A 20,590-nucleotide genomic window follows, 5' to 3' on the forward strand; every position below is an offset into this window, starting at 1 on the left:
CCGCCACCTCGACAGCGGCGATCATTCCGCTAGATGAGAAGGCAAAACGGGAGGAAAATCATGAGCGGACTGAAGCTACCCATGGAAGGCGGCTGCCGCTGCGGCCGGGTGCGGTTGAAGATCAGCGCTGCGCCGCTGCTGACCATGGCCTGCCATTGCACGGGCTGCCAGAGGATGACCGCGAGCGCCTATTCGCTGAGCGCCGCCATCCCCAGCGAAGGCTTCGAGGTCACCAAAGGCGAGCCGGTGATCGGCGGTCTGCACGGCGTCACCAAGCATTACTTCTGCCCGCATTGCATGAGCTGGATGTTCACCCGGCCGGAAGGCATGGATTGGTTCGTCAATCTGCGCGCAACCATGCTGGATGATCCCAGCTGGTTTACGCCCTTCATCGAGACATGGACGCGCGAGAAGCTGTCTTTTGCCGAGACGGGTGCGGTGTACAGCTACGAAGCGCTGCCCGCAATGGACGCCTATGAGGGGCTGGTGAAGGAGTATATGGGTCGTAGAAACCAATCCGGAGATAATAAGGGTGTTGAATGAACTAGCCGTCGGTCTTTCGGCCTGGATCATCCAAGATGGAAACTACGGTGAATTCCAAAAGGGGCAGCGAGCGCCTTTTGCCCTGGAATTCTACAATGAAACGTCGTTGAGGGTTGCCGAGCATCGCGGTGATGCTTTCATGCGGCGGGAGAGCGGATCGTTCTATCAGGCCCGCGGGCGTGTCACCCACATATCCGAAGATTGGTGGGCTATGGATTTCGGAATAGCCGCATTTCAAAATGCGCCGCCGCCCGAGGACGTGCGCCCGGGAACATGGCTGGAAGGCCGTGTGTATATAGGGATCGACCCGTTCTTCTATTTCGAGCAGATCAGCCATTCCGGTGACGCACCCGACATGATCCATGATTGGATCATCGAACGGATCGAGATGCAGACAGCGCCGTTTGTCGATGCGGGCGAAAACCGGATGGTTCGCGATCCCACCCTGAGCGGATGGCGGGAAATTCCGCAGACAGATGCATGGAGCGATGACAATCGCTCTGCGGAATATCTTCTGCATTGCCGGCGGATTTCCGAGACTCCGCGAAGGGCTCTGGTGGCCGATAGCTAGAGCCATGATGCCTAAAAGCGTGCAGCGTTGATTTCAGAAACCCTGGAAGAGAAAATCGACGGCGGCCACGATGCGGTCGCTGTCGGTGGTAAGATTCGCGACGACGCCTCCGATTTCAGCGACCGGGACCGATGCCATGCGCTGAGTGGCCATGACATAGGTTTCCCCCTCTATGGGAAAGCGTGGGTTCAGCCGCGAGATCGACCAGCTCAGCTCGTGCACCGGATGCAAGGGAATCATGACTCGCGAAGGCAGGTCGTCAAGCAGATTGGCTTGTAGATCGATGGCCAGGAGATTTCCGCCTTTAAGGCGATAGACGTGGAAGCGGGCCATTAAAACTGACGATACTTGGCGAACGGCAAGCCGTGCTTTTCAACATATTCGTTTTCCAGCCGGATCGCCTCGGCGTTCTCGATACGCCACAGCCGCTCGCGCTCGGCTTTTATAGCCTGCGCGATCCCATCTTCCGCCGCCCGGGATATATTGATCTTGAGTTCGCGCGCCTGAGAGACGAGGCCTTCGTCAAGAGACAGGTTCGCTGCTTTTCTCGTCTGCTGCGCCATAACGATCTCCTCAATTTTATGCGCAGATCATATGCGCATAAAATCTCATTGAGAAGCGTTATTCGTCGCCCATCTTCAGTGCTGCAATAAACGCTTCCTGCGGAATCTCGACCTTGCCGAACTGGCGCATGCGCTTCTTGCCGGCCTTCTGTTTGTCGAGCAGCTTGCGCTTGCGGGTGGCGTCGCCGCCGTAGCATTTCGCCGTCACGTCCTTGCGCAGCGCCGAGATCGTTTCGCGGGCGATGACGTTGCCGCCGATCGCCGCCTGGATCGGGATCTTGAACATGTGCTTCGGGATCAGCTCCTTGAGCTTCTCGCACATGTCGCGGCCGCGCTTTTCGGCAGCGGTCCGGTGCACCATCATCGACAGCGCGTCAACCGGCTCGCCGTTGACGAGGATCGACATCTTCACCAGGTTGCCCTCGCGGTGGTCGGTCAGCGTATAATCGAAAGAGGCATAACCCTTGGAGATCGATTTCAGCCGGTCGTAGAAATCGAAGACGACTTCGTTGAGCGGCAGGTCGTAGGTCAGCATGGCGCGCGTGCCGACATAGGTAAGCTCGATCTGGATGCCGCGCCGGTCCTGGCAGAGCTTCAGGATGCCGCCGAGATAATCGTCGGGGGTCAGGATCGTCGCGCGGATCCACGGTTCGTGGATTTCGGAGATTTTGACGACATCGGGCATGTCGGCCGGGTTGTGCAGCTCGCGCTCCGTGCCGTCGGTCATGTACATCTTGTAGACGACGGAGGGCGCGGTGGCGATCAGATCGAGGTCGAACTCGCGTTCCAGCCGTTCCTGGATGATTTCCAGGTGCAGCAGGCCGAGGAAGCCGCAGCGGAAGCCGAAGCCGAGGGCGGCCGACGATTCCATCTCGAAGGAGAAGGAGGCGTCGTTGAGGCGAAGCTTGCCCATGGCGGCGCGCAGGTCTTCGAAATCGGCGGCATCGACCGGGAAGAGGCCGCAGAACACCACCGGTTGCGCCGGCTTGAAGCCCGGCAGCGCCTGCGCCGTCGGCCGCTTGTCCTCGGTGATCGTGTCGCCGACGCGGGTATCGGCCACTTCCTTGATCGAGGCGGTGATGAAGCCGATCTCGCCGGGGCCGAGGCTGTCGACATTGACCATCTTCGGCGTCAGCACGCCGACGCGCTCCACCTGGTATTTCGCATCCGTGCCCATCATGCGGATCGTCTGGCCCTTGGTCAGCACGCCGTCGATGATGCGCACGAGAACCATGACGCCGAGATAGGTGTCGTACCAGCTGTCGACCAGCAGCGCCTTCAACGGCGCCTTGTCGCCGCCCGGGCTCTTCGGCGCCGGCAGCTTGTTGACGATCGCTTCCAGCACGTCGGGAATGCCGAGACCTGTTTTGGCCGAGATCAGCACGGCTTCCGAGGCGTCGATGCCGATCACTTCCTCGATCTGTTCCTTGATCCGCTCGGGCTCGGCGGCCGGCAGGTCGATCTTGTTGAGGACGGTGACGAGCTCGTGATTGTTGTCGATCGCCTGATAGACGTTGGCGAGCGTCTGCGCTTCGACGCCCTGGCTGGCGTCGACGACGAGCAGCGATCCCTCGCAGGCCGACAGCGAGCGCGAGACTTCATAGGCGAAGTCGACGTGGCCGGGCGTGTCGATCAGGTTGAGAATGTATTTTTCGCCGTTGTTTGCCTGGTAGTGCAGGCGCACGGTCTGGGCCTTGATGGTGATGCCGCGCTCGCGCTCGATATCCATATTGTCGAGCACCTGCTCGGACATTTCGCGCTCGGCAAGGCCGCCGGTCGTCTGAATCAAACGGTCGGCCAGCGTCGATTTGCCGTGGTCGATGTGGGCCACGATCGAAAAATTGCGGATATGGGATAGCGGAGTGGTCGAATTGGTGCTCATGCGCGCCATATAGCAGCGCCGCCCCCTGCCGCAAAGCGGTAATTATCCTGCTGTTTACGCTATTTTGCGGCCGGTCGCACGCTTGTCAGACCGGCCACGTCTCCAGCCGCCAGGCCGAATCCCAGAACATCCATTCATATTGCGAGGCGCGCACGAAGACATCGGTCATTTGAGCGCGCTCCACCGGTGATGCGGCGCGGGCGGCGATGTCGGTCAGCGCGATCACCTCGCGGGCGCCGGCGGCAAATTGCGGGTCGCCATAGGTATTGATCCAGGCCTGGAAGGCATTGCCCGCGATCGCAGGCCGGTTCTTGATCGCCTCGCCGACGTGCCAGTAGATCCAGAAGCAGGGGAGGATGGCAGACAGCGCCACCGCATAGGAGCTGTGATAGGCGGTGGCGAGCAGGAAGTTGGTATAGGCAAAGCAGGCAGGCGAGGGTTCGGCTGACGTCACATCGTCGGAGCTGATGCCGAACTGGGTGAGGAAGCCGGCATGCAGGCCCTGTTCGACGGTGATCGCCTTTTGCGCCGAACCGAGGAAGCGCAGCACCTGCGCATTGTCGGGCGCCTTGGCCGCGACGATGGCAAGGCATCGCGCATAATGCTTCAGATAGAGCGCGTCCTGCAGGATGTAGTGCCGGAAAACCTCCGGCGGCAGCGTGCCGTCCGAAAGCCGCGTCAGCAGCGGCAACACCTCGATCTCGGCCATGATGGGCGCGATCCGGTCCCAGGCGGCAGCCGTGAAGCTTCCCGTCGTGTCCGTGCTCTGGCTGCTGGCGTCCATCATTCTCTCCTCCGATTTCGGCTGCCATATATCGATGCCGGAGTGGTGAAAGCAAGGCACGACCTGCCCTATCGAGACAGGCTTGATTCCATCATCGGATAATGTATTTCTCTTATAGTAGAATCGCGGGAATCGAACGATGGAACAGCAGCTCGAACAGGCGATCGGTCTTCGCATCCGCGCGCTGCGGCTCAAAAAGGGGCTGACGCTGGATGATCTGGCTGTCGCCTCCGGCGTCAGCCGGGCGATGATCTCGCGCATCGAACGGGCGGAGGCAAGCCCGACCGCCTCGTTGCTGGCAAGGATTTGTGCCGCTCTCGGCCTGTCGCTGTCGGCCTTCTTCGCGGAGGAGGGAGAGCAGGCCTCGCCGCTTGCCCGCCGCCAGGAGCAGCAGGTCTGGCGCGATCCGGAAACCGGTTATCTCAGGCGCTCGGTGTCGGCGCCGGGCACGGCCTCCGACGTCGATATCGTCGAAGTCGAATTCCCTCCCGGCGCCCGCGTCAGCTTTCCCCCGCATGCCGCATCCCATGGCATGACGCAGCATATCTGGCTCTTCGACGGCGAGCTGGAGATGACGGCGGGCGAGACCGTTTACCGCCTGCGCCCCGGCGATTGCCTCTTCATGCCGGTCGGCGAGGGCCATGTCTTCCACAATCCCGGCAACGCGCCGGCGCGTTATTGCGTCGTGCTCGATCGCGGCGGCCGATGACAGCTTCATTTCAGGAGACCAACATGCCGGACATTCGTATCCTTTCCGCCGAGGAGGCGCGCGCCGCCATTCCGGCTCTGTCGGCGGTGCTTGCCGATTGCGTCGCCGGCGGCGCCTCCGTCGGCTTCATGCAGCCCTATGGGCCTGACGATGCCGAGCCCTATTGGCGCGATGTCGCCGACGCGGTCGCCACCGGCGGCAGCCTGCTGCTGGTCGCCGAACTGGAGGGCCGGATTGTCGGCACGGTGCAGGTGGGGGCCGCGCAGATGCCGAACCAACCGCATCGCGGCGATCTGAAGAAGCTGCTGGTGCATCGTTCCGCCCGCGGGCGCGGCCTCGCCCGTCTGCTGATGGAGGCGGCCGAACGCGAGGCGGTCAGATGCGGCAAGACGCTGCTGGTGCTCGACACGGCAACCGGCAGCGATGCCGAGGCGATCTACCCGCGTCTCGGCTGGCAGCGTGTCGGCGTCATCCCCGATTATGCGCTGTGGCCGCAAGGCGGCTTCTGCGACACCACCCTTTTCTACAAACGGCTCGCCTGATTGCGCCCGCGCCGCCTATGCCCATTTTGCGAATACGGGAAGCGTCCCGGTCAGCGTCGCGCCCGCCGTCCATTGCGCCGCATTCCACCCGAACTGCCGCGCCGCTTCGATATTCGCCGCCATATCGTCGATGAAGGCGATTTCCTGCGGCTGCACGCCGGCACGTTCGGTCGCCAGCCGGAAGAAGTCGGGCGAAGGCTTGCTGTGACCGAGTGCTGCGGAATAGATGATGTCGTCGAAATATTCGACAAGGCCCAGTTGCTCCATCAGGTAGCGCGCCCGCCTGTGCTCCTGGTTGGTCGCCAGGAAGAGTGTGACGCCGCGTTGCCTGAGCCTGGCGAGATCCGCCAGCAGATTGTGGTCGAGGCGGGAATCGTTCTCGAACCAGTAGTCGATCAGAACAGTGGCGCTGAGATGCGGCGCGATTTTGGCCAGCACGCCGGCGAGCCTTGGTTCCAGCGGTTCGCGGCCGATGATGATGTCACCCCAGCAAGTCTGGAAGAACGCCTGTTGCAGCACGTCGGGCCGCAGCCCGAGATCGCGTTCCAGATAAGTGAAGTGGGGCAGCCCGTCGGCCGGACGGCCATGGATGAGCACGCCGTCGACATCGACCATCAGCACTGTCATGCGGAAATTTCCTTCGGTCTCCAAACATCGGGCCAAACATCGGGAAGGTGAAGTTATCCCCCGTGTCGATCAAGGGCGCCGCGCCGGCTTTTTTGTCGCGGCCGAGCCATGTAAGTCTAGAATCTAAATCGAGGACGAATCCGAAATGCGCGTCATCTATTCCGAGGACCATAAGCTGCGCGATGCCAGGACCGAGCTCTATGCCGGCCAACTGGTGACGCCTTTCGAGGCGCCGTTCCGGGCCGAATGGATCCTGGCGGCGCTGAAAGAAGCAGGTTTCCGGGATATTGTGGCGCCGGATGCGCATGGGCAGGAAACGGCCCGAAAGGTCCATGATCCCGCCTATCTCGATTTCCTCGCCACCGTCTGGGAGCGCTGGGTGGCGGCCGGTTTTACCGGTGAGGCGATCGCCAATTCCTTCCCGGTCCGCCGCACCAGCCAGCGCGTGCCCGACAATATCGTCGGCGCGATCGGCCATTATGCCAATGCCGCCGATACCTCGATCACCAAGGGCTCCTATGAGGCGGCGATCGCCTCGATGCGCTGCGCGGTGACGGGCGCCGATTGGCTGAATGCCGGCAACCGCTTCGCCTTCGCACTCTGCCGCCCGCCCGGTCATCACGCCGGCATCGATCTCTTCGGCGGCTATTGCTTCATCAACAATTCCGGCGTGGCGGCCCAGCGTCTGCTCGATCGTGGCGCGCAGAAGGTCGCCGTGCTCGATGTCGATTTCCATCATGGCAACGGCACCCAGGATCTCTTCTATCACAGAGGCGATGTCTTCACCGCCTCGCTGCACGGCGATCCCATGCACGCTTTCCCTTATTTCCTCGGCCATGCCGACGAGCAAGGCGAAGGGGAGGGCACTGGGGCCAACCGCAACTATCCGATGCCGCCGCACACGCCTTGGCATGTCTGGTCTTCGGCGCTTGCCGACGCACTCGCCCGCATCAAGACCTTCGGCGCCGAGGCGATCGTTTTGGCACTCGGCGTCGACACGTTCGAGCGCGATCCGATTTCCTTCTTCCAGCTGAAATCGGAAGACTTCATTCGCATGGGAGAGATGATCTCCGCCGCCGGCCTGCCCGTCGTTACCTGCATGGAGGGCGGTTACGGCGTGCCGGAGATCGGCCTCAACGTCGCCAATGTCCTCAAAGGTCTGGAAGCCTGATTGCTTGATGACCGACGAGACCGTTCCATCCGATATCCCGACACCCCGTATGCTGAGCTGGGCCCGCAACTCTGCCATCTATCGCCTGGAGCGGCGGATGATGACGGAAAAGCAGCTGTTTGACGCCATCACCCGAAAGGCCAAGGAAAAGTTCGAGGATATCAGCGCGGCGCAGCTCAAGGCCGTTGCCGCTTTCGCCGTCAAATTTGCCTATGACAACAAGGTGCTCGACGATAGCGCCTATGCCGAGATCAGCACGCGCTCTGCCGTGCGCGGCGGCAAATCGAAGCGCGCCATCGCCCAGAAGCTTGCCGCCAAGGGTGTCGCGAGCGACAAGGTCGAGGCTGCCCTTGGAGAGGCCGACGATTTCTATGCCGCGGCGATATTTGCCCGCAAACGCGCCTTCGGCCCGTTCCGCCGGGTCGAGCTTGACGAAAAGCGGAAGGCCAAGGAGCTTTCGGCTTTCGCCCGCAACGGCTTCAGCTTCGACATCGGCAGAAAGGTTTTCGAGATGAGCCTCGAGGATGCCGAAGAGGTCATTCTTGCCGGCCGTCGCTGATTTCGCATCAAGGCTCTTTCTGCCTGGATCAGAAGTTTGAATTTGTCGCTCGCACGCCGTCTTTGTAGGAAGAGCGCATCATCGGGGGCGAGCATGGAAGAAAAAGCAAATGGCGGAGCGGGCACGCTGACCGCGGAGGGATCGGCGGCATTCGGCGGCGTGGCAGCCGGCGGGCTGATGTGCCTCATGTCCATGTCGTCGATCCAGTTCGGCGCGGCATTGTCCTCCTCGGCCATTGCCACCTATGGACCGGCCGGCGCCTCTTGGCTGCGCCTCGCCTTTGCGGCCATCATTCTCGCCATCTTCGTGCGGCCGCGTTTCGCCAGCTACACCAGGGCGCAATGGACGAGTGCTCTGGTTCTCGGCACGACGACCGCGCTGATGACCATGAGTTTCTTCGCAGCCATCGAGCGCATTCCGCTCGGCCTTTCCGTGGCGATCGATTTTCTCGGTCCGCTTTCCGTGGCGACCATCGGCTACGGCCTCGGCCGGCGTCTGATCTGGCCCCTGCTTGCCGGGCTTGGCGTTCTGGCGCTCGCCCATGACGGCCACGGTTGGGTTGGCAATATCGAGGGTATTTTCTTTGCGCTCGGGGCGGGAACCGGCTGGGCGATCTATATCGTCCTGACGAAAAAGATCGGTGCGAGCTTCAAGGGGCTGGAAGGGCTTTCCATGTCGCTGATGGTTGCCGCGCTGGTCGCGACACCCTTCGGCTTTGCCGGCGCCGTGCCGGCGCTCGATGGCTATGGTCTGATTGAAATGGCGGGCCTTGCCATTCTGGTGCCGCTGCTGCCCTACACGCTGGAACTGATCGCCTTGCGGCGGATGCCGACAGCCTCCTTCGGCATTCTGATGAGCCTCGAACCGGCTATCGCCGCACTCGCAGGCTTCGTCATCCTGGCTCAGCCGATGACGCTTCTGCAGATGGCCGGGACGGCCCTGGTCGTCGCCGCAAGCGCCGGCGCCACCTTTTCGGCCAGGCAATAAAGATCAGCCCGTCTTCTTTGCCGGATCGTCGAGCGCAGGATTGTAAAACAGCGACAGCGTCAGGCTCTTGGCGATCCGCTCCGCCGTCGCCATGAACCAGGCCTTGGCTTCCGGTGAGGGCGCGATATCGTCGAGCGTTGCGGCAAACAGCGCCAGCCATTTCGGAAAGAGATCGGGCGTCAGGTTCGAGACGCCGGTATGCGCCTGCACCGGCTTGCCGCCATAGGCGCCGCTGCGGAAGGCGACGGCCGACCAGAAGCTTTTCATCTTTTCCATATGCTCCGGCCAGCGGCCGGAAAGCCTGGCATCGAACACCGGTCCGAGATCGGGATGGGCAAGTACGCGCCCGTAAAAAGTCTCGACCAGCCTGTCGATGAAGGCGTCGTCGACCCCGATTGCCTTCATCTCGGCCTCCGCCCTTTCGCGGATCGCCGCGACATGGGCTGGGCGGCCCTGAATCTCATTGTCCATCATAAACCCCGGCGCCGCGTGATGCGGCAGCCCTCATATAGGTGTTTGTGGCGGCGAGCCAAAGTCGCCTGTGCCGCTTGCGGCAATCTGTCAGCCGGCCTGCGGCATGCCCTTGACCGTCACCGCCGCCTTCTCTAGATTTAGAATTATTCTAAATTATGGAGAAGGTCATGCTGGCGCGGTTTTTCAGATCCTCGAAACGGTCTTTCGACTCGCTGTCCGAGCAGGAAATCCTTGCCCTGGCGATCGCCTCCGAGGAGGACGATGCCCGTATCTATCTCGCCTATGCCGACAGGCTGCGCCGCGACTTCCCGGCCTCGGCCAAGGTTTTCGAGGATATGGCCGAGGTCGAGGACACGCATCGCAAGTCGTTGTTCGAAATCCATCGCCAGCGTTTCGGCGAGCGCATTCCGCTGATCCGGCGCGAGCATGTGCAGGGCTTTTACGAGCGCAAGCCCGATTGGCTCAGGGCAAACCTGTCGCTGGATGCGATGCGGCAGGAGACGGAAGCCATGGAGGAGCAGGCCTACCGTTTCTACGTCGAAGCGGCAAAACGCACCTCGGATGCCTCGACGCGCGAACTTCTCGGTGATCTGGCACTGGCCGAACAGGGGCATGAAGATATCGCCCGCATGCTGGGCGACAAACATACGCCCGAGGATGTCAAGCGCGACGAGAACGAGGCGGTGCATCGGCAATTCGTGCTGACCTATGTGCAGCCGGGTCTTGCCGGGTTGATGGACGGCTCGGTCTCGACACTGGCGCCGATCTTCGCTGCCGCCTTCGCCACGCAGGATACCTGGCAGACCTTCCTCGTCGGCCTTTCCGCCTCCGTCGGTGCCGGCATTTCGATGGGCTTCACCGAAGCCGCCCACGACGACGGCAAGATCTCCGGCCGGGGCTCGCCGGTCAAGCGCGGCCTTGCCTGCGGCATCATGACGGCGCTCGGCGGCTTGGGTCACGCACTGCCTTACCTGATCCCGCACTTCTGGACCGCAACGATCACCGCCGCCATCATCGTCTTCTTCGAACTCTGGGCCATCGCCTTCATCCAGAACCGCTACATGGAAACCCCATTCCTGCGCGCCGCCTTCCAGGTTGTGCTCGGCGGCGGTCTGGTGCTCGGTGCCGGTATTTTGATTGGGAATGGGTGAGTTGCGGTCGGCGGAGCCGAGCAATCGATCCAGTGAACCGATTGCAGCGACGAACGCCCTGAGCCTAAAGCGAAGGGCCGGGAAACGGCCGCTCCTTCCTCATTCCTGTGCTCGTCACAGGAATCCAGCAGCCGCGCGTCCGCGCGGCAGGAGACTCCGGAGATCAGAGAAATCTGGTGATTTGGGCTTCATTGCCTGACGGAGCAATAGCCGAAGAGCAGCGCAGCCTTAAGCACCGAAGTCATTCACGGCGCAGACGCGCCGTGGCTGGATTCCTGTGACGAGCACAGGAATGAGGGAGGAGAGGTGAACCCAACTCCCAAAAGCAAAAGGCCGGCTTTCGCCGGCCTTTTCCCACATTCCCCCCGAAATTCTTACCGCAGCGCGCCGACCAGAACGTCGCGGCCGTTCTCGATGGTGACCCAGCGGCCGGCATTGTAGCTCGACTGGCGCTTGACGAACGAATAGGGCGTGCCGAACCACGGCTTGACGTCGGAAGCGAGGTTGTCGAGCACGAAATCGCCCTCGGCGGTACGAAGCGTCAGGACGGCATGGCCTTCGCCGTCGGGCTTGCGCACGACGGTCATCAGCAGGTCAGCTGCCGAAAAGCCGCGCTGGATCAGCATGCGGCGCTTCAGAAGCGCGAAGTCCTCGCAGTCGCCCGCCGTGGTCGGATAGGCCCAGACCTCGTCCTTGCCGTAGATTTCCTTGTCGGTCATCGGCGTGATCGTGCGGTTGACGGTGGCGTTGACCGAACGCACGAGCGACCATTTTGCCGGGGTCATCTCGACCGGGCCGGAATTCCGGTTCGGACCGCATTCATTGCGGTGAATCTGACAGAAATCATAGTGGCCGATCGGCTGCGAAGTGGCATTGCCCGTGACCATCGAAGCATTTCTGCTTGGGGCCGGTACGGCGGCTGTCGCCATCGCAAACACGGCCATCATGGCCACGAAGATACCCTTGATCCGCACGCCCGCTCTTCCTCGCATCGCCCCTTAATTATTAACAAAGTGTTAATGGAGAGGGCCGAGAAGAGTCAATCGTTACTTCTTGGGAGCACCTTGCGACTCGCCGGTATGGTTAAAATGCCACGGGCGGGGGACTTACTTTAGCGGGATTTATCCGCCGTTGCCATTCAGGCGGGCACCTTCATATCCGCCGCCGAATGGATGATGCCTTTGACGGCGCCGAGGAGAAGCGCAATATCGCCGGGGCGGGAAAGGCGGTGGTCGCCGTCGCGGATGAAAGTCAGCACGACGTCGTCGGCGGGAAGATGCTCGACCAGTTTCATCGCATGCGCATACGGCACGTCGGCGTCTTTCATGCCCTGGAGGATATGCACCGGGCAGCCCGTTTCGATGATGCCGTCGAGCACCCGGTTGTCGCGGCCGTCCTCGATCAGCGCCCGGGTATAGATGTTCGGTTCGGGGCTGTATTGCGAACGCTCTTCGAAATAGCCGCGCTCGGCAAGCGACTTGCGCTCCCTGGCCTTGAGGTTCGGCTCGATCAGCTCGGAGGTGAAATCCGGTGCCGGTGCGATGAGCACCATGCCGACAAGCTTCGGGCCGCCCTGCCGGGCAAGCTCCTGCGCCAGCCTGAGCGCAATCCAGCCGCCCATCGAGGAGCCGACGAGGATCACCCGATCGGGGGCGACATGGCGGATGACGGCCAGCGACTCCTCCAGCCAGCGCGAGATCGTGCCGTCGCGGAAGCTGCCGCCTGAAAGCCCGTGACCGGAATAATCGAGGCGGATGCAGGCGAGCCCAAGCTCCGCCGCCAGCCCGTCGAGTTCCACGGCCTTGGTGCCGCTCATATCGGAGCGATAGCCGGATAACCAGACGAGCGCCGGTGCGTCGCTGCCGGCTTGCGCCGGGCGGACGATGATAGCGATATCACGCGCCGCCTCACCTTCGCCGACCGTCAGGAACTGCGGCTGGGCATTCGGCATCTGATCGGACATCGGCGAAAACTCCTGTTGTTTTGGCCTATAAAACAGATTCTTGGCAGGCTGACAGCGGGTGATTTTTCCGCTAAAGGATGATATTGACTCCGTTGCAGCAATGACGCGACACGTTTGTGCACCCTGATCGGGAGCGCGAGGCTGCAACATTCCGAAAACAACGCGAGGAGAATACGACCATTCGCAGACCTTTTAAAACCGACGCACCCGTGAAGGACGGACCGCGCTCGAACCGTGAAATCCGCATTCCGAAGGTTCAGCTGATCGGGGCTGACGGCGAGAATATGGGTGTCGTGCCTACCGACCAGGCCCTGAGAATGGCTGAGGAAGCCGGCCTCGATCTCGTCGAAATTTCCCCCAATGTCGAGCCGCCTGTGTGCAAGATCCTCGATCTGGGCAAGCTGAAATATGCCAACCAGAAGAAGGCTGCCGAGGCGCGCAAGAAGCAGAAGATCGTCGAAGTCAAAGAAATCAAGATGCGCCCGAACATCGACACTCATGATTATGACGTGAAGATGAAGGCGATGGGTCGCTTCTTCGACGAAGGCGACAAGGTCAAGGTGACGCTGAAGTTCCGCGGCCGTGAAATGGCCCACCAGGAACTCGGCATGAAGCTTCTGCAGCAGGTCAAGGCCGATACGACCGAATTCGCCAAGGTCGAAGCCGAACCCAAGCTCGAAGGCCGCCAGATGATGATGGTGCTGGCGCCGAAGTAAGCGCCAGGCACTTTTTCGCCCCAAGGCCGTCCGCAAGGACGGCTTTTGTGCTTTCGGCCCCGGTGCTTTCTGAGCGTGCGAAGATTCCTCCGCCGCCCCGTTGCACTTTCAGGACGCTGCGGTTATAAGCGCGCGTCCGAACTGACCGGCAGGGCATGCCGTGGCAGTTTCGAATGCTTGCGGAACGGTTCGTCGCCGATGCCGCAGATCAACAACAAACGCTCCCGCACCTTGTTGCGACGGCCGGAGAACCGGACTTCGCGAGAGGGCTTTTTTGATAAAGCGCGCAGGGAGGACAGAAGGAGTAGCAAAATGCCCAAGATGAAGACGAAGTCCTCTGCCAAGAAGCGGTTCAAGATCACCGCGACCGGCAAGGTCAAGGCAGCCGCTGCCGGCAAGCGCCATGGCATGATCAAGCGTACCAACAAGTTCATTCGCGATGCACGTGGCACCATGGTTCTCGCAGAACCGGATGGCCGCAAGGTTATCAAGAATTACCTGCCGAACGGTCTCTGAGACTCGTCCGCGAACGCTAGATTTAAGGAGATCATGATATGGCACGTGTAAAAAGGGGCGTCGCTGCCCATGCCAAGCATAAGAAGGTTCTGAAGGCCGCCAAGGGCTTTTACGGCCGCCGCAAGAACACCATCCGTACCGCCAAGGCTGCCGTCGATCGTTCGAAGCAGTACGCCTACCGCGACCGCAAGGTCAACAAGCGTAACTTCCGTGCGCTCTGGATCCAGCGCATCAACGCTGCTGTGCGCGAATTCGGCCTGACCTACGGCCGCTTCATCGACGGCCTGAACAAGGCCGGCATCGAAGTCGACCGCAAGGTTCTCTCCGACATGGCGATCCACGAGCCGGAAGCATTCGGCGCCTTGGTTGCTGCCGCCAAGAAGGCCCTTGAATATCTCAAGGAAGCCGGCACGGCGAACGAGTTTGAAGGCGCGGTCCGTTGAGCCGCGCGCGTTCGTAAGAACGCGCAAAAGCTGGCTCAACTGCTTTTAGTGGCGCATGTACCTTTCGAGCGGGCTGCGCCCGCACGGGACATGCGCTACCAGCGCTTCCCAAGCTTTGAATTTATGATTTTGGGAAACCCGCGCTGGTTTGGGCTAGCGCGGGTTTTTCTTTCTTTATATTCCTGGCGCCGGCCGGCGCCGCCTGCCTCCCGATCGCCCGCCTGATACTGGACGGAAAGAAGTGACAATGTCAGATATCGACCAGCTCAACTCATCGCTGCTCGCGGAAATCGCCGCCGCCAATGACGAGACGGCGCTCGAAGCCGTGCGCGTTTCTGCCCTCGGCAAGAAGGGCTCCGTTTCCGAACTCCTGAAGACGCTCGGCGCCATGACGCCGGAAGAACGCCAGACCAAGGGTGCGGCGATCAACGTTCTGAAGAATGCGGTGGCCGAGGCGCTCACCGCCCGCAAGACGACGCTCCGGCAAGAGGCGATCAACGCTCGCCTGAAGGCCGAGACGGTCGATGTCAGCCTGCCAGTACGCTCTTCGCCCGCCGAGCGCGGCCGTATCCATCCGATCAGCCAGATCGTCGACGAGATCACCGCTATCTTCGCCGATATGGGCTTCTCGATCGCCGAAGGTCCCGACGTCGAGACGGATTATTACAATTTCACCGCACTGAATTTCCCGGAAGGCCATCCGGCCCGTGAGATGCACGACACCTTCTTCTTCAATCCGGATGAGAATGGCGAGCGCAAGGTGCTGCGCACCCATACCTCGCCGGTGCAGATCCGTACCATGGAGACGCAGAAACCGCCGATCCGCATCATCATTCCCGGCAAGACCTACCGCCAGGATTCGGACGCCACGCATTCGCCGATGTTTCATCAGGTCGAGGGCCTGGTCATCGACAAGAAGGCCAATGTCGCCAACATCCGCTGGGTGCTGGAAGAGTTCTGCAAGACCTTCTTCGAGGTCGACAGTGTGACGATGCGCTTCCGTCCGTCCTTCTTCCCCTTCACCGAGCCTTCTTTCGAGGTCGATATCCAGTGCGACCGCTCCGGTCCGATCGTCAAGTTCGGCGAAGGCACGGACTGGATGGAGATCCTCGGCTGCGGCATGGTCCACCCGAACGTGCTGCGTTATGGCGGGCTCGATCCGGACGAATATCAGGGTTTTGCCTGGGGCATGGGCCTCGACCGCATCGCCATGCTGAAATACGGCATGCCCGACCTGCGCGACTTCTTCAACGCCGACGTCCGCTGGATGACGCATTACGGTTTCCGCCCGCTCGACATGCCGACATTGTTCGGCGGCCTCAGCGTTTGAACGGAGAATTGAGACGATGAAATTCACGCTCTCCTGGCTGAAAGAGCATCTGGAAACCGATGCCACGCTCGATGAAATCTGCACGCGCCTCACTGAGATCGGGCTGGAGGTCGAGGATGTCGACGACAAGGCGGCGTTCAAGCCCTTCGTCATCGCCAGAGTGGTCTCGGCGGAAAAACATCCCCAGGCCGATCGGCTGAAAGTGCTGATGGTCGATACCGGTGCCGGTGCGCCGGTCCAGGTCGTCTGCGGCGCCCCGAATGCGCGCGCCGGTCTCGTCGGCGCCTTCGCGGCGCCCGGAACCTATGTTCCCGGCATCGACGTGACGCTTACCGTCGGCAATATCCGCGGCGTCGAAAGCCGTGGCATGATGTGCTCCGAAAAGGAGTTGCAGATTTCCGACAGCCACGACGGCATCATCGATCTGCCGGAAGATGCGCCGGTCGGTCAGAGTTATGCGACTTATGCCCACCTTGATGACCCGGTCATCGAGATCAATCTGACGCCGAACCGGCCGGACTGCACCTCGATCCACGGCATCGCCCGCGATCTCTCGGCGTCTGGCCTCGGCACCCTGAAGACCCGGCCCGTCCCCTCCTTCGCGACCGAAGGCGAGACGCCGGTAAAGCTGACGCTCGATCTCGACGATCCCAGGCTCTGCCCGGGCTTTTCGCTGCGTCTCGTGCGCGGCGTCAAAAACGGCCCGAGCCCGCGCTGGATGCAGCAGCGGCTCACCGCCATCGGCCTGCGTCCGATCAACGCGCTGGTCGATATCACCAACTACATGACCTTCGATCAGGGCCGGCCGATGCATGTCTTCGACGCCGCCAAGGTCAAGGGCAATCTCACCGTCCGCCGCGCCGCCGAAGGCGAGACCGTGCTGGCGCTGGACCAGCGCGAATACAAGCTCGGCCCGAACAACGTCGTCATATCGGATGAAGACGGCATCGAATCGATCGGCGGCATCATGGGCGGCGAACATTCCGGCTGCGATGAAAACACCGTCGACGTGCTGATTGAATCGGCCCTCTGGGACCCGATGAACATCGCCAAGTCGGGCCGCAGCCTCGGCATCATCACCGATGCCCGCTACCGCTTCGAACGCGGCGTCGATCCGGAATATATGGTCCCCGGTCTCGAACGCACCACGGAACTGGTGCTGGAGCTTTGCGGCGGCACTGCTGCCACGGCCGAGGTCGTCGGCTACAAGGGTTACGAGCTGAAGATCGTCGATTTCCCTTATTCCGAAGTCAAGCGCCTGACCGGCCTCGAGGTTTCGAATGAGGAAAGCGATACGATCCTGACGCGTCTCGGCTTCAAGGTTTCCGGTTCCGGCGAACGCGTTTCCGTCGCCGTTCCCTCCTGGCGTCCCGATGTCGACGGCAAGGCCGATCTCGTCGAGGAGGTCATGCGCATTCACGGCGTCGACAATATCAAGCCGGCGCCGCTCGAAAGCCATGCCGCCGTCAACGGCAGGATCCTGACGACACTGCAGATCCGCACCCGCATCGCCAAGCGGGCGCTTGCGTCGCGCGGCATGCTCGAAGCCGTCACCTGGTCCTTCATTCCGGAAGATCAGGCAAAGCTCTTCGGCGGCGGTTCGCCGGCCTTGAAGCTTGCCAATCCGATCGCCGCCGAAATGTCGGATATGCGCCCCTCGCTTCTCCCTGGCCTGTTGAGCGCGGCCCAGCGCAATGCCGACAAGGGTTATGCCGACGTCTCCATCTTCGAGGTTTCCGGCACCTATGATAATGACAGGCCGGAGGGTCAGCGCCGCGTTGCCGGCGGCATCCGCCGCGGCACGGCCTCACTATCAGGCGCCGGGCGCATGTGGTCGAACGCCGCCAAGGGCGGCGGCAAGCCGGTCGACGTCTTCGACGCCAAGGCCGATGCGCTTGCCGTCATCGAAGCCTGCGGCCTGCCGATGGGCAATATCCAGATCGAGCAGGGTGGCCCGGAATGGTATCATCCCGGCCGCTCCGGCACGATCAAGATGGGGCCGAAGGTGGTGCTCGGCTATTTCGGCGAATTCCATCCGCTGACGCTGGAGGCGCTCGATGTCTCCGGCGCGCTCTGCGGCTTCGAAGTCTATCTCGACGCGATGCCGGAAGCCAAGCGCAAGGCAACGCGCACCAAGCCGGCGCTCGAACTTTCACCTTTCCAGGTCGTGCGGCGCGATTTCGCCTTCGTCGTCGATAGGACGGTGGAAGCAGGCGCCATCGTCAAGGCCGCCACTGGCGCCGACCGCAAGCTGGTGACCGGGGTCAACGTCTTCGACATTTTCGAGGGCGCATCGGTTGGCGAGGGCAAGAAGTCGGTGGCGATCGAGGTTCAGATCCAGCCGGTCGAGCGCACGCTGACAGACGAGGATTTCGAAGCGCTGACCCAGAAGATCGTCGCCAGCGTGACGAAATTCACCGGTGGCGTTCTCAGAAGCTGAGCTCTGCCCGTCTTCCCGCAAACGATGGACCGGTCGCGAAAGCGGCCGGTCTTTTCACAGATGCAGATGGTAGAGCTTGCTGACGATCGTCCAGCGGCCGTCGATTTTCAGCAGTGAGAGATAGTCCGTAAAGCGCATTCCGGCAAAATCGTCGGTGACCTTGACGCTGGCCGCATCGCCTTCGACATCGACGTTCTGGATGTCCATGAAGGGCTGCGTGCCGGGCGGTGCCGGCTCCTCCGCCAGGATGGCGGCGATGAATTCGTCGCGCGTCAGCCATTCCACCGCATTCTGGTAATGGCCGATGATCGAGCTTTTCGGGTGAAAGGCCTTTTTCAAGGCTGCCTCATTGCCGAAGGCCATGCCTTCGACATAGAGGTGAACCGTCTGTTCGACTGCCTGCCTGTCCGACATGTTTTCATCCCGTTTTCCGAGATGACGTTAGATAGTTTCGCCTGCCGCGAAGGCAAGCCCGGCCGTTGCATCAGGCCGGGCTTTCGCTGTTTGTTTCGTCAGGCTCAGAGGTTGGTCATGGAAAGCAAGGCGTCCGAATAGCGCTTGCCGGCCACCTCGCCGAGGGGGATTATCCGGCCAAGCTGCTCGAGTTCCGCCGCGCTGAGCGTAATATCGGCCGCAGCGGCGTTCTGTTCGAGATGGTGAAGCTTGCGCGCGCCGGGGATCGGCACGATGTCGTCACCCTGGCCCAAGACCCAGGCGAGCGCCAGCTGGGCTGCCGTCACGCCCTTCTCGGCGGCAAGCTCTTCGAGCGTGGCGACGAGAGCGGCGTTGGCGTCGAAATTGTCCGCCTGGAAACGCGGCACCTGGCGGCGGAAATCGTCGGCGGCAAGATCCTCCGGTTTGCGGATCGCGCCGGTAAGGAAACCGCGGCCGAGCGGACTGTAAGGCACGAAGCCGATGCCGAGTTCGCGGCAGGTCGCAAGCACATCCTCCTCGGGATCGCGCGTCCAGAGCGAATACTCGCTCTGCAGCGCTGCAATCGGATGGACGGCATGGGCGCGGCGGATGGTGGCGCTGCCGGCCTCCGAGAGGCCGAGCGCGCGGACTTTGCCTTCCCTGACGAGCTCAGCCATGACGCCGACCGTCTCTTCGATCGGCACATTGGGGTCGACCCGGTGCTGGTAGAGCAGGTCGATGGTCTCGATGCCGAGCCGCTTCAGCGAGGCCTCAGTGACCTCCCGCACATGCTCGGGACGGCTGTCGACGCCGGCAATGGCCGCGGCGCCGGCCTGGCTGGTATCGATCTTGAAGCCGAATTTGGTGGCGATCACCACGCGGTCGCGGAACGGTTTCAGCGCCTTTCCGAGAAGAACCTCGTTGGTGAAGGGGCCGTAGACCTCGGCGGTGTCGAAGAAGGTGACGCCGAGGTCGACGGCGCGATTGAGGGTCCTCACCGATTCCGCCTCGTCGCTGGCGCCATAGGCAAAGCTCATGCCCATGCAGCCGAGGCCGACGGCAGAGACGGTGAGTTCGTTTCCGAGTTTCCGGGTTTTCATCATGGGCTCCTTTGTGAGCTGATTTCGAACCGCTGGAGCATGATGCCGAAAAGCGCGGGCGGTTATCGGACAACATCATGCTCGGAGAGGGTCGTTGCGGTACGGACAAACCATATCGCTGCGGCATCGATCAGAAAATACATGCAGTTTTTAACGGGCTGTTCTATCATTTCGATCAATGAACAGAACCCAGCTCTCACAACTCGCCGTTCTCGCCGCCGTCTCGGAGCATCGCAGCTTCCGCGCCGCGGCCAAGGAACTTCTCGTTGCGCCCTCGGCGATCAGCCATGCGATCTCCAGCCTGGAGGAAAGCCTGGGCGTCAGGCTTCTGGCGCGCACCACCCGCAGCGTCGCACCGACGGAAGAGGGCCGCCTGCTGCTCGAACGGCTGCGTCCGGCGCTGGAGGAGATCGATATTGCCCTTGAGGCCGTCCGCGACACCCGCAGCAAACCGGCGGGAAACCTGCGCATCACAGCGCCGCGCTTTGCCTCCGATCTTCTGCTCGCCCCGCGCCTCGGCGATTTTCTCAATCTCTATCCCGATATCACCCTGGAGATCGCCAATGAGGATGGTTTCACCGATATCGTCAAGGAAGGTTTCGACGCCGGCTTAAGGCTGGAGGAGAGCCTGGAGGCCGATATGATCGCGGTGAGGTTCTCGCCCAATCTGACGACTGTCATCGCCGCGTCGCCCGAATATTTCGAGCGCTATCCGAAACCCGAACACCCGCGCGATCTCGTCCATCACCGCTGCATCAAGCGGCGCTTCACCAATGGTTCGATCTATCGCTGGGAATTCGAAAAGGATGGGCAGGAACTGGTCGTTGCGGTCGACGGGCCGCTGGTTGTCAGCGAAGACCGGCTGGCTCTGCTGGCGGCGCTGAACGGCGCCGGCCTTGCCTATCTCTTCGATATGCGGGTGCATGCCGAACTGGCGGGCGGCAGGTTGGTGCGGGTGCTGGAAGACTGGTGTGCGCCCTATTCCGGGCCGTTTCTCTATTATCCCAGCCGCCGGCAGATGCGGCCGGCGCTGCGCGCCTTCATCGATTTCTTCAAGATGTAGAGAAGGATACGGGCGGCCGGTCGGGCTGAACCGCCGCCCGTT

General features: G+C 61.8%; 23 protein-coding genes and 1 pseudogene. 14 read left to right on the forward strand and 10 right to left on the reverse strand.

The genetic code is table 11. The features are described 5' to 3' along the window. Nucleotides 1-60: 60 nt before the first annotated feature. Both CO666_RS12610 and CO666_RS12615 read left to right on the forward strand, forming a co-directional pair. On the forward strand, nucleotides 61-543 hold the full coding sequence (locus tag CO666_RS12610; RefSeq protein WP_097612453.1) for a GFA family protein: 483 nt from the start codon (nucleotides 61-63) through the stop codon (nucleotides 541-543). After that, nucleotides 533-1,114 (forward strand): hypothetical protein, encoded by a 582-nt coding sequence (locus CO666_RS12615; RefSeq protein WP_143540292.1) that lies wholly within the window; start codon nucleotides 533-535, stop codon nucleotides 1,112-1,114. The genes CO666_RS12610 and CO666_RS12615 overlap by 11 nt, the downstream gene beginning before the upstream one ends. 33 nt (nucleotides 1,115-1,147) lie before the next feature. Here the strand turns inward: CO666_RS12615 and CO666_RS12620 are convergent, their stop codons facing one another. The 4 genes from CO666_RS12620 to tenA form a co-directional block, all read right to left on the reverse strand. Further along, a complete protein-coding gene (locus CO666_RS12620) occupies nucleotides 1,148-1,447 on the reverse strand; it encodes a CcdB family protein (RefSeq protein ID WP_097612455.1) in 300 nt (99 codons plus the stop codon). Then, the gene (locus tag CO666_RS12625) at nucleotides 1,447-1,677 is read right to left on the reverse strand and encodes a type II toxin-antitoxin system CcdA family antitoxin (protein ID WP_097612456.1); all 231 of its coding nucleotides are present in this window, start codon (nucleotides 1,675-1,677) and stop codon (nucleotides 1,447-1,449) included. Before CO666_RS12625 ends, CO666_RS12620 begins: the two co-directional genes overlap by 1 nt. Nucleotides 1,678-1,735: 58 nt before the next feature. Continuing rightward, nucleotides 1,736-3,568, reverse strand: a complete 1,833-nt coding sequence (gene lepA, locus CO666_RS12630; RefSeq protein ID WP_097612457.1) for a translation elongation factor 4 — start codon at nucleotides 3,566-3,568, stop codon at nucleotides 1,736-1,738. A 76-nt stretch (nucleotides 3,569-3,644) separates the two neighbouring features. Further along, complete coding sequence (gene tenA / locus CO666_RS12635) at nucleotides 3,645-4,343, reverse strand: thiaminase II (RefSeq protein WP_097612565.1); 699 nt, start codon at nucleotides 4,341-4,343, stop codon at nucleotides 3,645-3,647. Between the two features lie 139 nt (nucleotides 4,344-4,482). On the opposite strand from tenA, the gene CO666_RS12640 reads away from it, so the two are divergent. Beyond that, complete coding sequence (locus tag CO666_RS12640; protein ID WP_097612458.1) at nucleotides 4,483-5,052, forward strand: helix-turn-helix domain-containing protein; 570 nt, start codon at nucleotides 4,483-4,485, stop codon at nucleotides 5,050-5,052. A gap of 23 nt (nucleotides 5,053-5,075) precedes the next feature. Further along, the gene (locus tag CO666_RS12645; protein ID WP_097612459.1) at nucleotides 5,076-5,594 is read left to right on the forward strand and encodes a GNAT family N-acetyltransferase; all 519 of its coding nucleotides are present in this window, start codon (nucleotides 5,076-5,078) and stop codon (nucleotides 5,592-5,594) included. A 15-nt stretch (nucleotides 5,595-5,609) separates the two neighbouring features. Here the strand turns inward: CO666_RS12645 and CO666_RS12650 are convergent, their stop codons facing one another. Then, nucleotides 5,610-6,221, reverse strand: coding sequence for an HAD family hydrolase (locus CO666_RS12650; RefSeq protein ID WP_097612460.1), 612 nt, complete (start codon nucleotides 6,219-6,221; stop codon nucleotides 5,610-5,612). A gap of 145 nt (nucleotides 6,222-6,366) precedes the next feature. Here CO666_RS12650 and CO666_RS12655 point away from each other — a divergent pair, with 145 nt between their 5' ends. The 3 genes from CO666_RS12655 (at nucleotide 6,367) to CO666_RS12665 (ending at nucleotide 8,938) form a co-directional block, all read left to right on the forward strand. After that, nucleotides 6,367-7,392: a histone deacetylase family protein gene (locus tag CO666_RS12655; protein ID WP_097612461.1), complete on the forward strand. Its 1,026-nt coding sequence runs from the start codon at nucleotides 6,367-6,369 to the stop codon at nucleotides 7,390-7,392. 7 nt (nucleotides 7,393-7,399) lie between these two features. Next, the gene (gene recX / locus CO666_RS12660; protein WP_097612462.1) at nucleotides 7,400-7,951 is read left to right on the forward strand and encodes a recombination regulator RecX; all 552 of its coding nucleotides are present in this window, start codon (nucleotides 7,400-7,402) and stop codon (nucleotides 7,949-7,951) included. A gap of 93 nt (nucleotides 7,952-8,044) precedes the next feature. Further along, nucleotides 8,045-8,938, forward strand: coding sequence for an EamA family transporter (locus CO666_RS12665; RefSeq protein ID WP_097612463.1), 894 nt, complete (start codon nucleotides 8,045-8,047; stop codon nucleotides 8,936-8,938). A 3-nt stretch (nucleotides 8,939-8,941) separates the two neighbouring features. Here the strand turns inward: CO666_RS12665 and CO666_RS12670 are convergent, their stop codons facing one another. Further along, a complete protein-coding gene (locus CO666_RS12670) occupies nucleotides 8,942-9,409 on the reverse strand; it encodes a group III truncated hemoglobin (protein WP_097612566.1) in 468 nt (155 codons plus the stop codon). A 170-nt stretch (nucleotides 9,410-9,579) separates the two neighbouring features. On the opposite strand from CO666_RS12670, the gene mbfA reads away from it, so the two are divergent. After that, complete coding sequence (gene mbfA, locus CO666_RS12675; RefSeq protein ID WP_085735703.1) at nucleotides 9,580-10,563, forward strand: iron exporter MbfA; 984 nt, start codon at nucleotides 9,580-9,582, stop codon at nucleotides 10,561-10,563. A 374-nt stretch (nucleotides 10,564-10,937) separates the two neighbouring features. Here mbfA and CO666_RS12680 read toward each other — a convergent pair whose 3' ends face one another. Next, complete coding sequence (locus tag CO666_RS12680) at nucleotides 10,938-11,537, reverse strand: transglutaminase-like cysteine peptidase (RefSeq protein ID WP_097612464.1); 600 nt, start codon at nucleotides 11,535-11,537, stop codon at nucleotides 10,938-10,940. 164 nt (nucleotides 11,538-11,701) lie between these two features. Continuing rightward, entirely contained in the window at nucleotides 11,702-12,526 is an 825-nt protein-coding gene (locus CO666_RS12685; RefSeq protein ID WP_097612465.1) for an alpha/beta hydrolase, read from the reverse strand. Nucleotides 12,527-12,705: 179 nt separating this feature from the next. Here CO666_RS12685 and infC point away from each other — a divergent pair, with 179 nt between their 5' ends. The 5 genes from infC to pheT all read left to right on the forward strand — a co-directional run bounded on the left by infC (nucleotide 12,706) and on the right by pheT (nucleotide 17,971). Beyond that, nucleotides 12,706-13,242, forward strand: a complete 537-nt coding sequence (gene infC, locus CO666_RS12690) for a translation initiation factor IF-3 (protein ID WP_097612567.1) — start codon at nucleotides 12,706-12,708, stop codon at nucleotides 13,240-13,242. Between the two features lie 312 nt (nucleotides 13,243-13,554). After that, complete coding sequence (gene rpmI / locus CO666_RS12695) at nucleotides 13,555-13,758, forward strand: 50S ribosomal protein L35 (RefSeq protein ID WP_003570998.1); 204 nt, start codon at nucleotides 13,555-13,557, stop codon at nucleotides 13,756-13,758. 38 nt (nucleotides 13,759-13,796) lie between these two features. Beyond that, nucleotides 13,797-14,201 (forward strand): 50S ribosomal protein L20, encoded by a 405-nt coding sequence (gene rplT, locus CO666_RS12700; protein WP_097612466.1) that lies wholly within the window; start codon nucleotides 13,797-13,799, stop codon nucleotides 14,199-14,201. 247 nt (nucleotides 14,202-14,448) lie between these two features. Then, nucleotides 14,449-15,531 (forward strand): phenylalanine--tRNA ligase subunit alpha, encoded by a 1,083-nt coding sequence (gene pheS, locus CO666_RS12705; RefSeq protein WP_097612467.1) that lies wholly within the window; start codon nucleotides 14,449-14,451, stop codon nucleotides 15,529-15,531. A 16-nt stretch (nucleotides 15,532-15,547) separates the two neighbouring features. Beyond that, nucleotides 15,548-17,971 carry a phenylalanine--tRNA ligase subunit beta gene (pheT, locus tag CO666_RS12710; RefSeq protein WP_097612468.1) on the forward strand — a complete coding sequence of 808 codons (2,424 nt, stop codon included), beginning with the start codon at nucleotides 15,548-15,550 and terminating at the stop codon, nucleotides 17,969-17,971. Between the two features lie 54 nt (nucleotides 17,972-18,025). Here the strand turns inward: pheT and CO666_RS12715 are convergent, their stop codons facing one another. Together CO666_RS12715 and CO666_RS12720 are read right to left on the reverse strand one after the other, a co-directional pair. Next, nucleotides 18,026-18,385: a nuclear transport factor 2 family protein gene (locus CO666_RS12715; protein ID WP_097612469.1), complete on the reverse strand. Its 360-nt coding sequence runs from the start codon at nucleotides 18,383-18,385 to the stop codon at nucleotides 18,026-18,028. A gap of 104 nt (nucleotides 18,386-18,489) precedes the next feature. Then, complete coding sequence (locus tag CO666_RS12720) at nucleotides 18,490-19,485, reverse strand: aldo/keto reductase (RefSeq protein WP_097612568.1); 996 nt, start codon at nucleotides 19,483-19,485, stop codon at nucleotides 18,490-18,492. A 178-nt stretch (nucleotides 19,486-19,663) separates the two neighbouring features. Here CO666_RS12720 and CO666_RS12725 point away from each other — a divergent pair. After that, nucleotides 19,664-20,577: pseudogene (locus tag CO666_RS12725) on the forward strand (LysR family transcriptional regulator). Nucleotides 20,578-20,590: the final 13 nt, after the last annotated feature.

The organism is Rhizobium chutanense, assembly GCF_002531935.1.
In the GTDB taxonomy this organism is placed as follows: domain Bacteria; phylum Pseudomonadota; class Alphaproteobacteria; order Rhizobiales; family Rhizobiaceae; genus Rhizobium; species Rhizobium chutanense.

What these genes read in the sequence shown, in the direction of transcription:
- CO666_RS12610 (WP_097612453.1), top strand. Translation starts at nt 61, where the DNA reads ATGAGCGGACTGAAGCTACCCATGGAAGGCGGCTGCCGCTGCGGCCGG.
- CO666_RS12620 (WP_097612455.1), bottom strand. Translation starts at nt 1,447, where the DNA reads ATGGCCCGCTTCCACGTCTATCGCCTTAAAGGCGGAAATCTCCTGGCC.
- CO666_RS12625 (WP_097612456.1), bottom strand. Translation starts at nt 1,677, where the DNA reads ATGGCGCAGCAGACGAGAAAAGCAGCGAACCTGTCTCTTGACGAAGGC.
- lepA (WP_097612457.1), bottom strand. Translation starts at nt 3,568, where the DNA reads ATGGCGCGCATGAGCACCAATTCGACCACTCCGCTATCCCATATCCGC.
- tenA (WP_097612565.1), bottom strand. Translation starts at nt 4,343, where the DNA reads ATGGACGCCAGCAGCCAGAGCACGGACACGACGGGAAGCTTCACGGCT.
- CO666_RS12640 (WP_097612458.1), top strand. Translation starts at nt 4,483, where the DNA reads ATGGAACAGCAGCTCGAACAGGCGATCGGTCTTCGCATCCGCGCGCTG.
- CO666_RS12645 (WP_097612459.1), top strand. Translation starts at nt 5,076, where the DNA reads ATGCCGGACATTCGTATCCTTTCCGCCGAGGAGGCGCGCGCCGCCATT.
- CO666_RS12650 (WP_097612460.1), bottom strand. Translation starts at nt 6,221, where the DNA reads ATGACAGTGCTGATGGTCGATGTCGACGGCGTGCTCATCCATGGCCGT.
- CO666_RS12655 (WP_097612461.1), top strand. Translation starts at nt 6,367, where the DNA reads ATGCGCGTCATCTATTCCGAGGACCATAAGCTGCGCGATGCCAGGACC.
- recX (WP_097612462.1), top strand. Translation starts at nt 7,400, where the DNA reads ATGACCGACGAGACCGTTCCATCCGATATCCCGACACCCCGTATGCTG.
- CO666_RS12665 (WP_097612463.1), top strand. Translation starts at nt 8,045, where the DNA reads ATGGAAGAAAAAGCAAATGGCGGAGCGGGCACGCTGACCGCGGAGGGA.
- CO666_RS12670 (WP_097612566.1), bottom strand. Translation starts at nt 9,409, where the DNA reads ATGGACAATGAGATTCAGGGCCGCCCAGCCCATGTCGCGGCGATCCGC.
- mbfA (WP_085735703.1), top strand. Translation starts at nt 9,580, where the DNA reads ATGCTGGCGCGGTTTTTCAGATCCTCGAAACGGTCTTTCGACTCGCTG.
- CO666_RS12685 (WP_097612465.1), bottom strand. Translation starts at nt 12,526, where the DNA reads ATGTCCGATCAGATGCCGAATGCCCAGCCGCAGTTCCTGACGGTCGGC.
- rpmI (WP_003570998.1), top strand. Translation starts at nt 13,555, where the DNA reads ATGCCCAAGATGAAGACGAAGTCCTCTGCCAAGAAGCGGTTCAAGATC.
- rplT (WP_097612466.1), top strand. Translation starts at nt 13,797, where the DNA reads ATGGCACGTGTAAAAAGGGGCGTCGCTGCCCATGCCAAGCATAAGAAG.
- pheS (WP_097612467.1), top strand. Translation starts at nt 14,449, where the DNA reads ATGTCAGATATCGACCAGCTCAACTCATCGCTGCTCGCGGAAATCGCC.
- pheT (WP_097612468.1), top strand. Translation starts at nt 15,548, where the DNA reads ATGAAATTCACGCTCTCCTGGCTGAAAGAGCATCTGGAAACCGATGCC.
- CO666_RS12715 (WP_097612469.1), bottom strand. Translation starts at nt 18,385, where the DNA reads ATGTCGGACAGGCAGGCAGTCGAACAGACGGTTCACCTCTATGTCGAA.
- CO666_RS12720 (WP_097612568.1), bottom strand. Translation starts at nt 19,485, where the DNA reads ATGAAAACCCGGAAACTCGGAAACGAACTCACCGTCTCTGCCGTCGGC.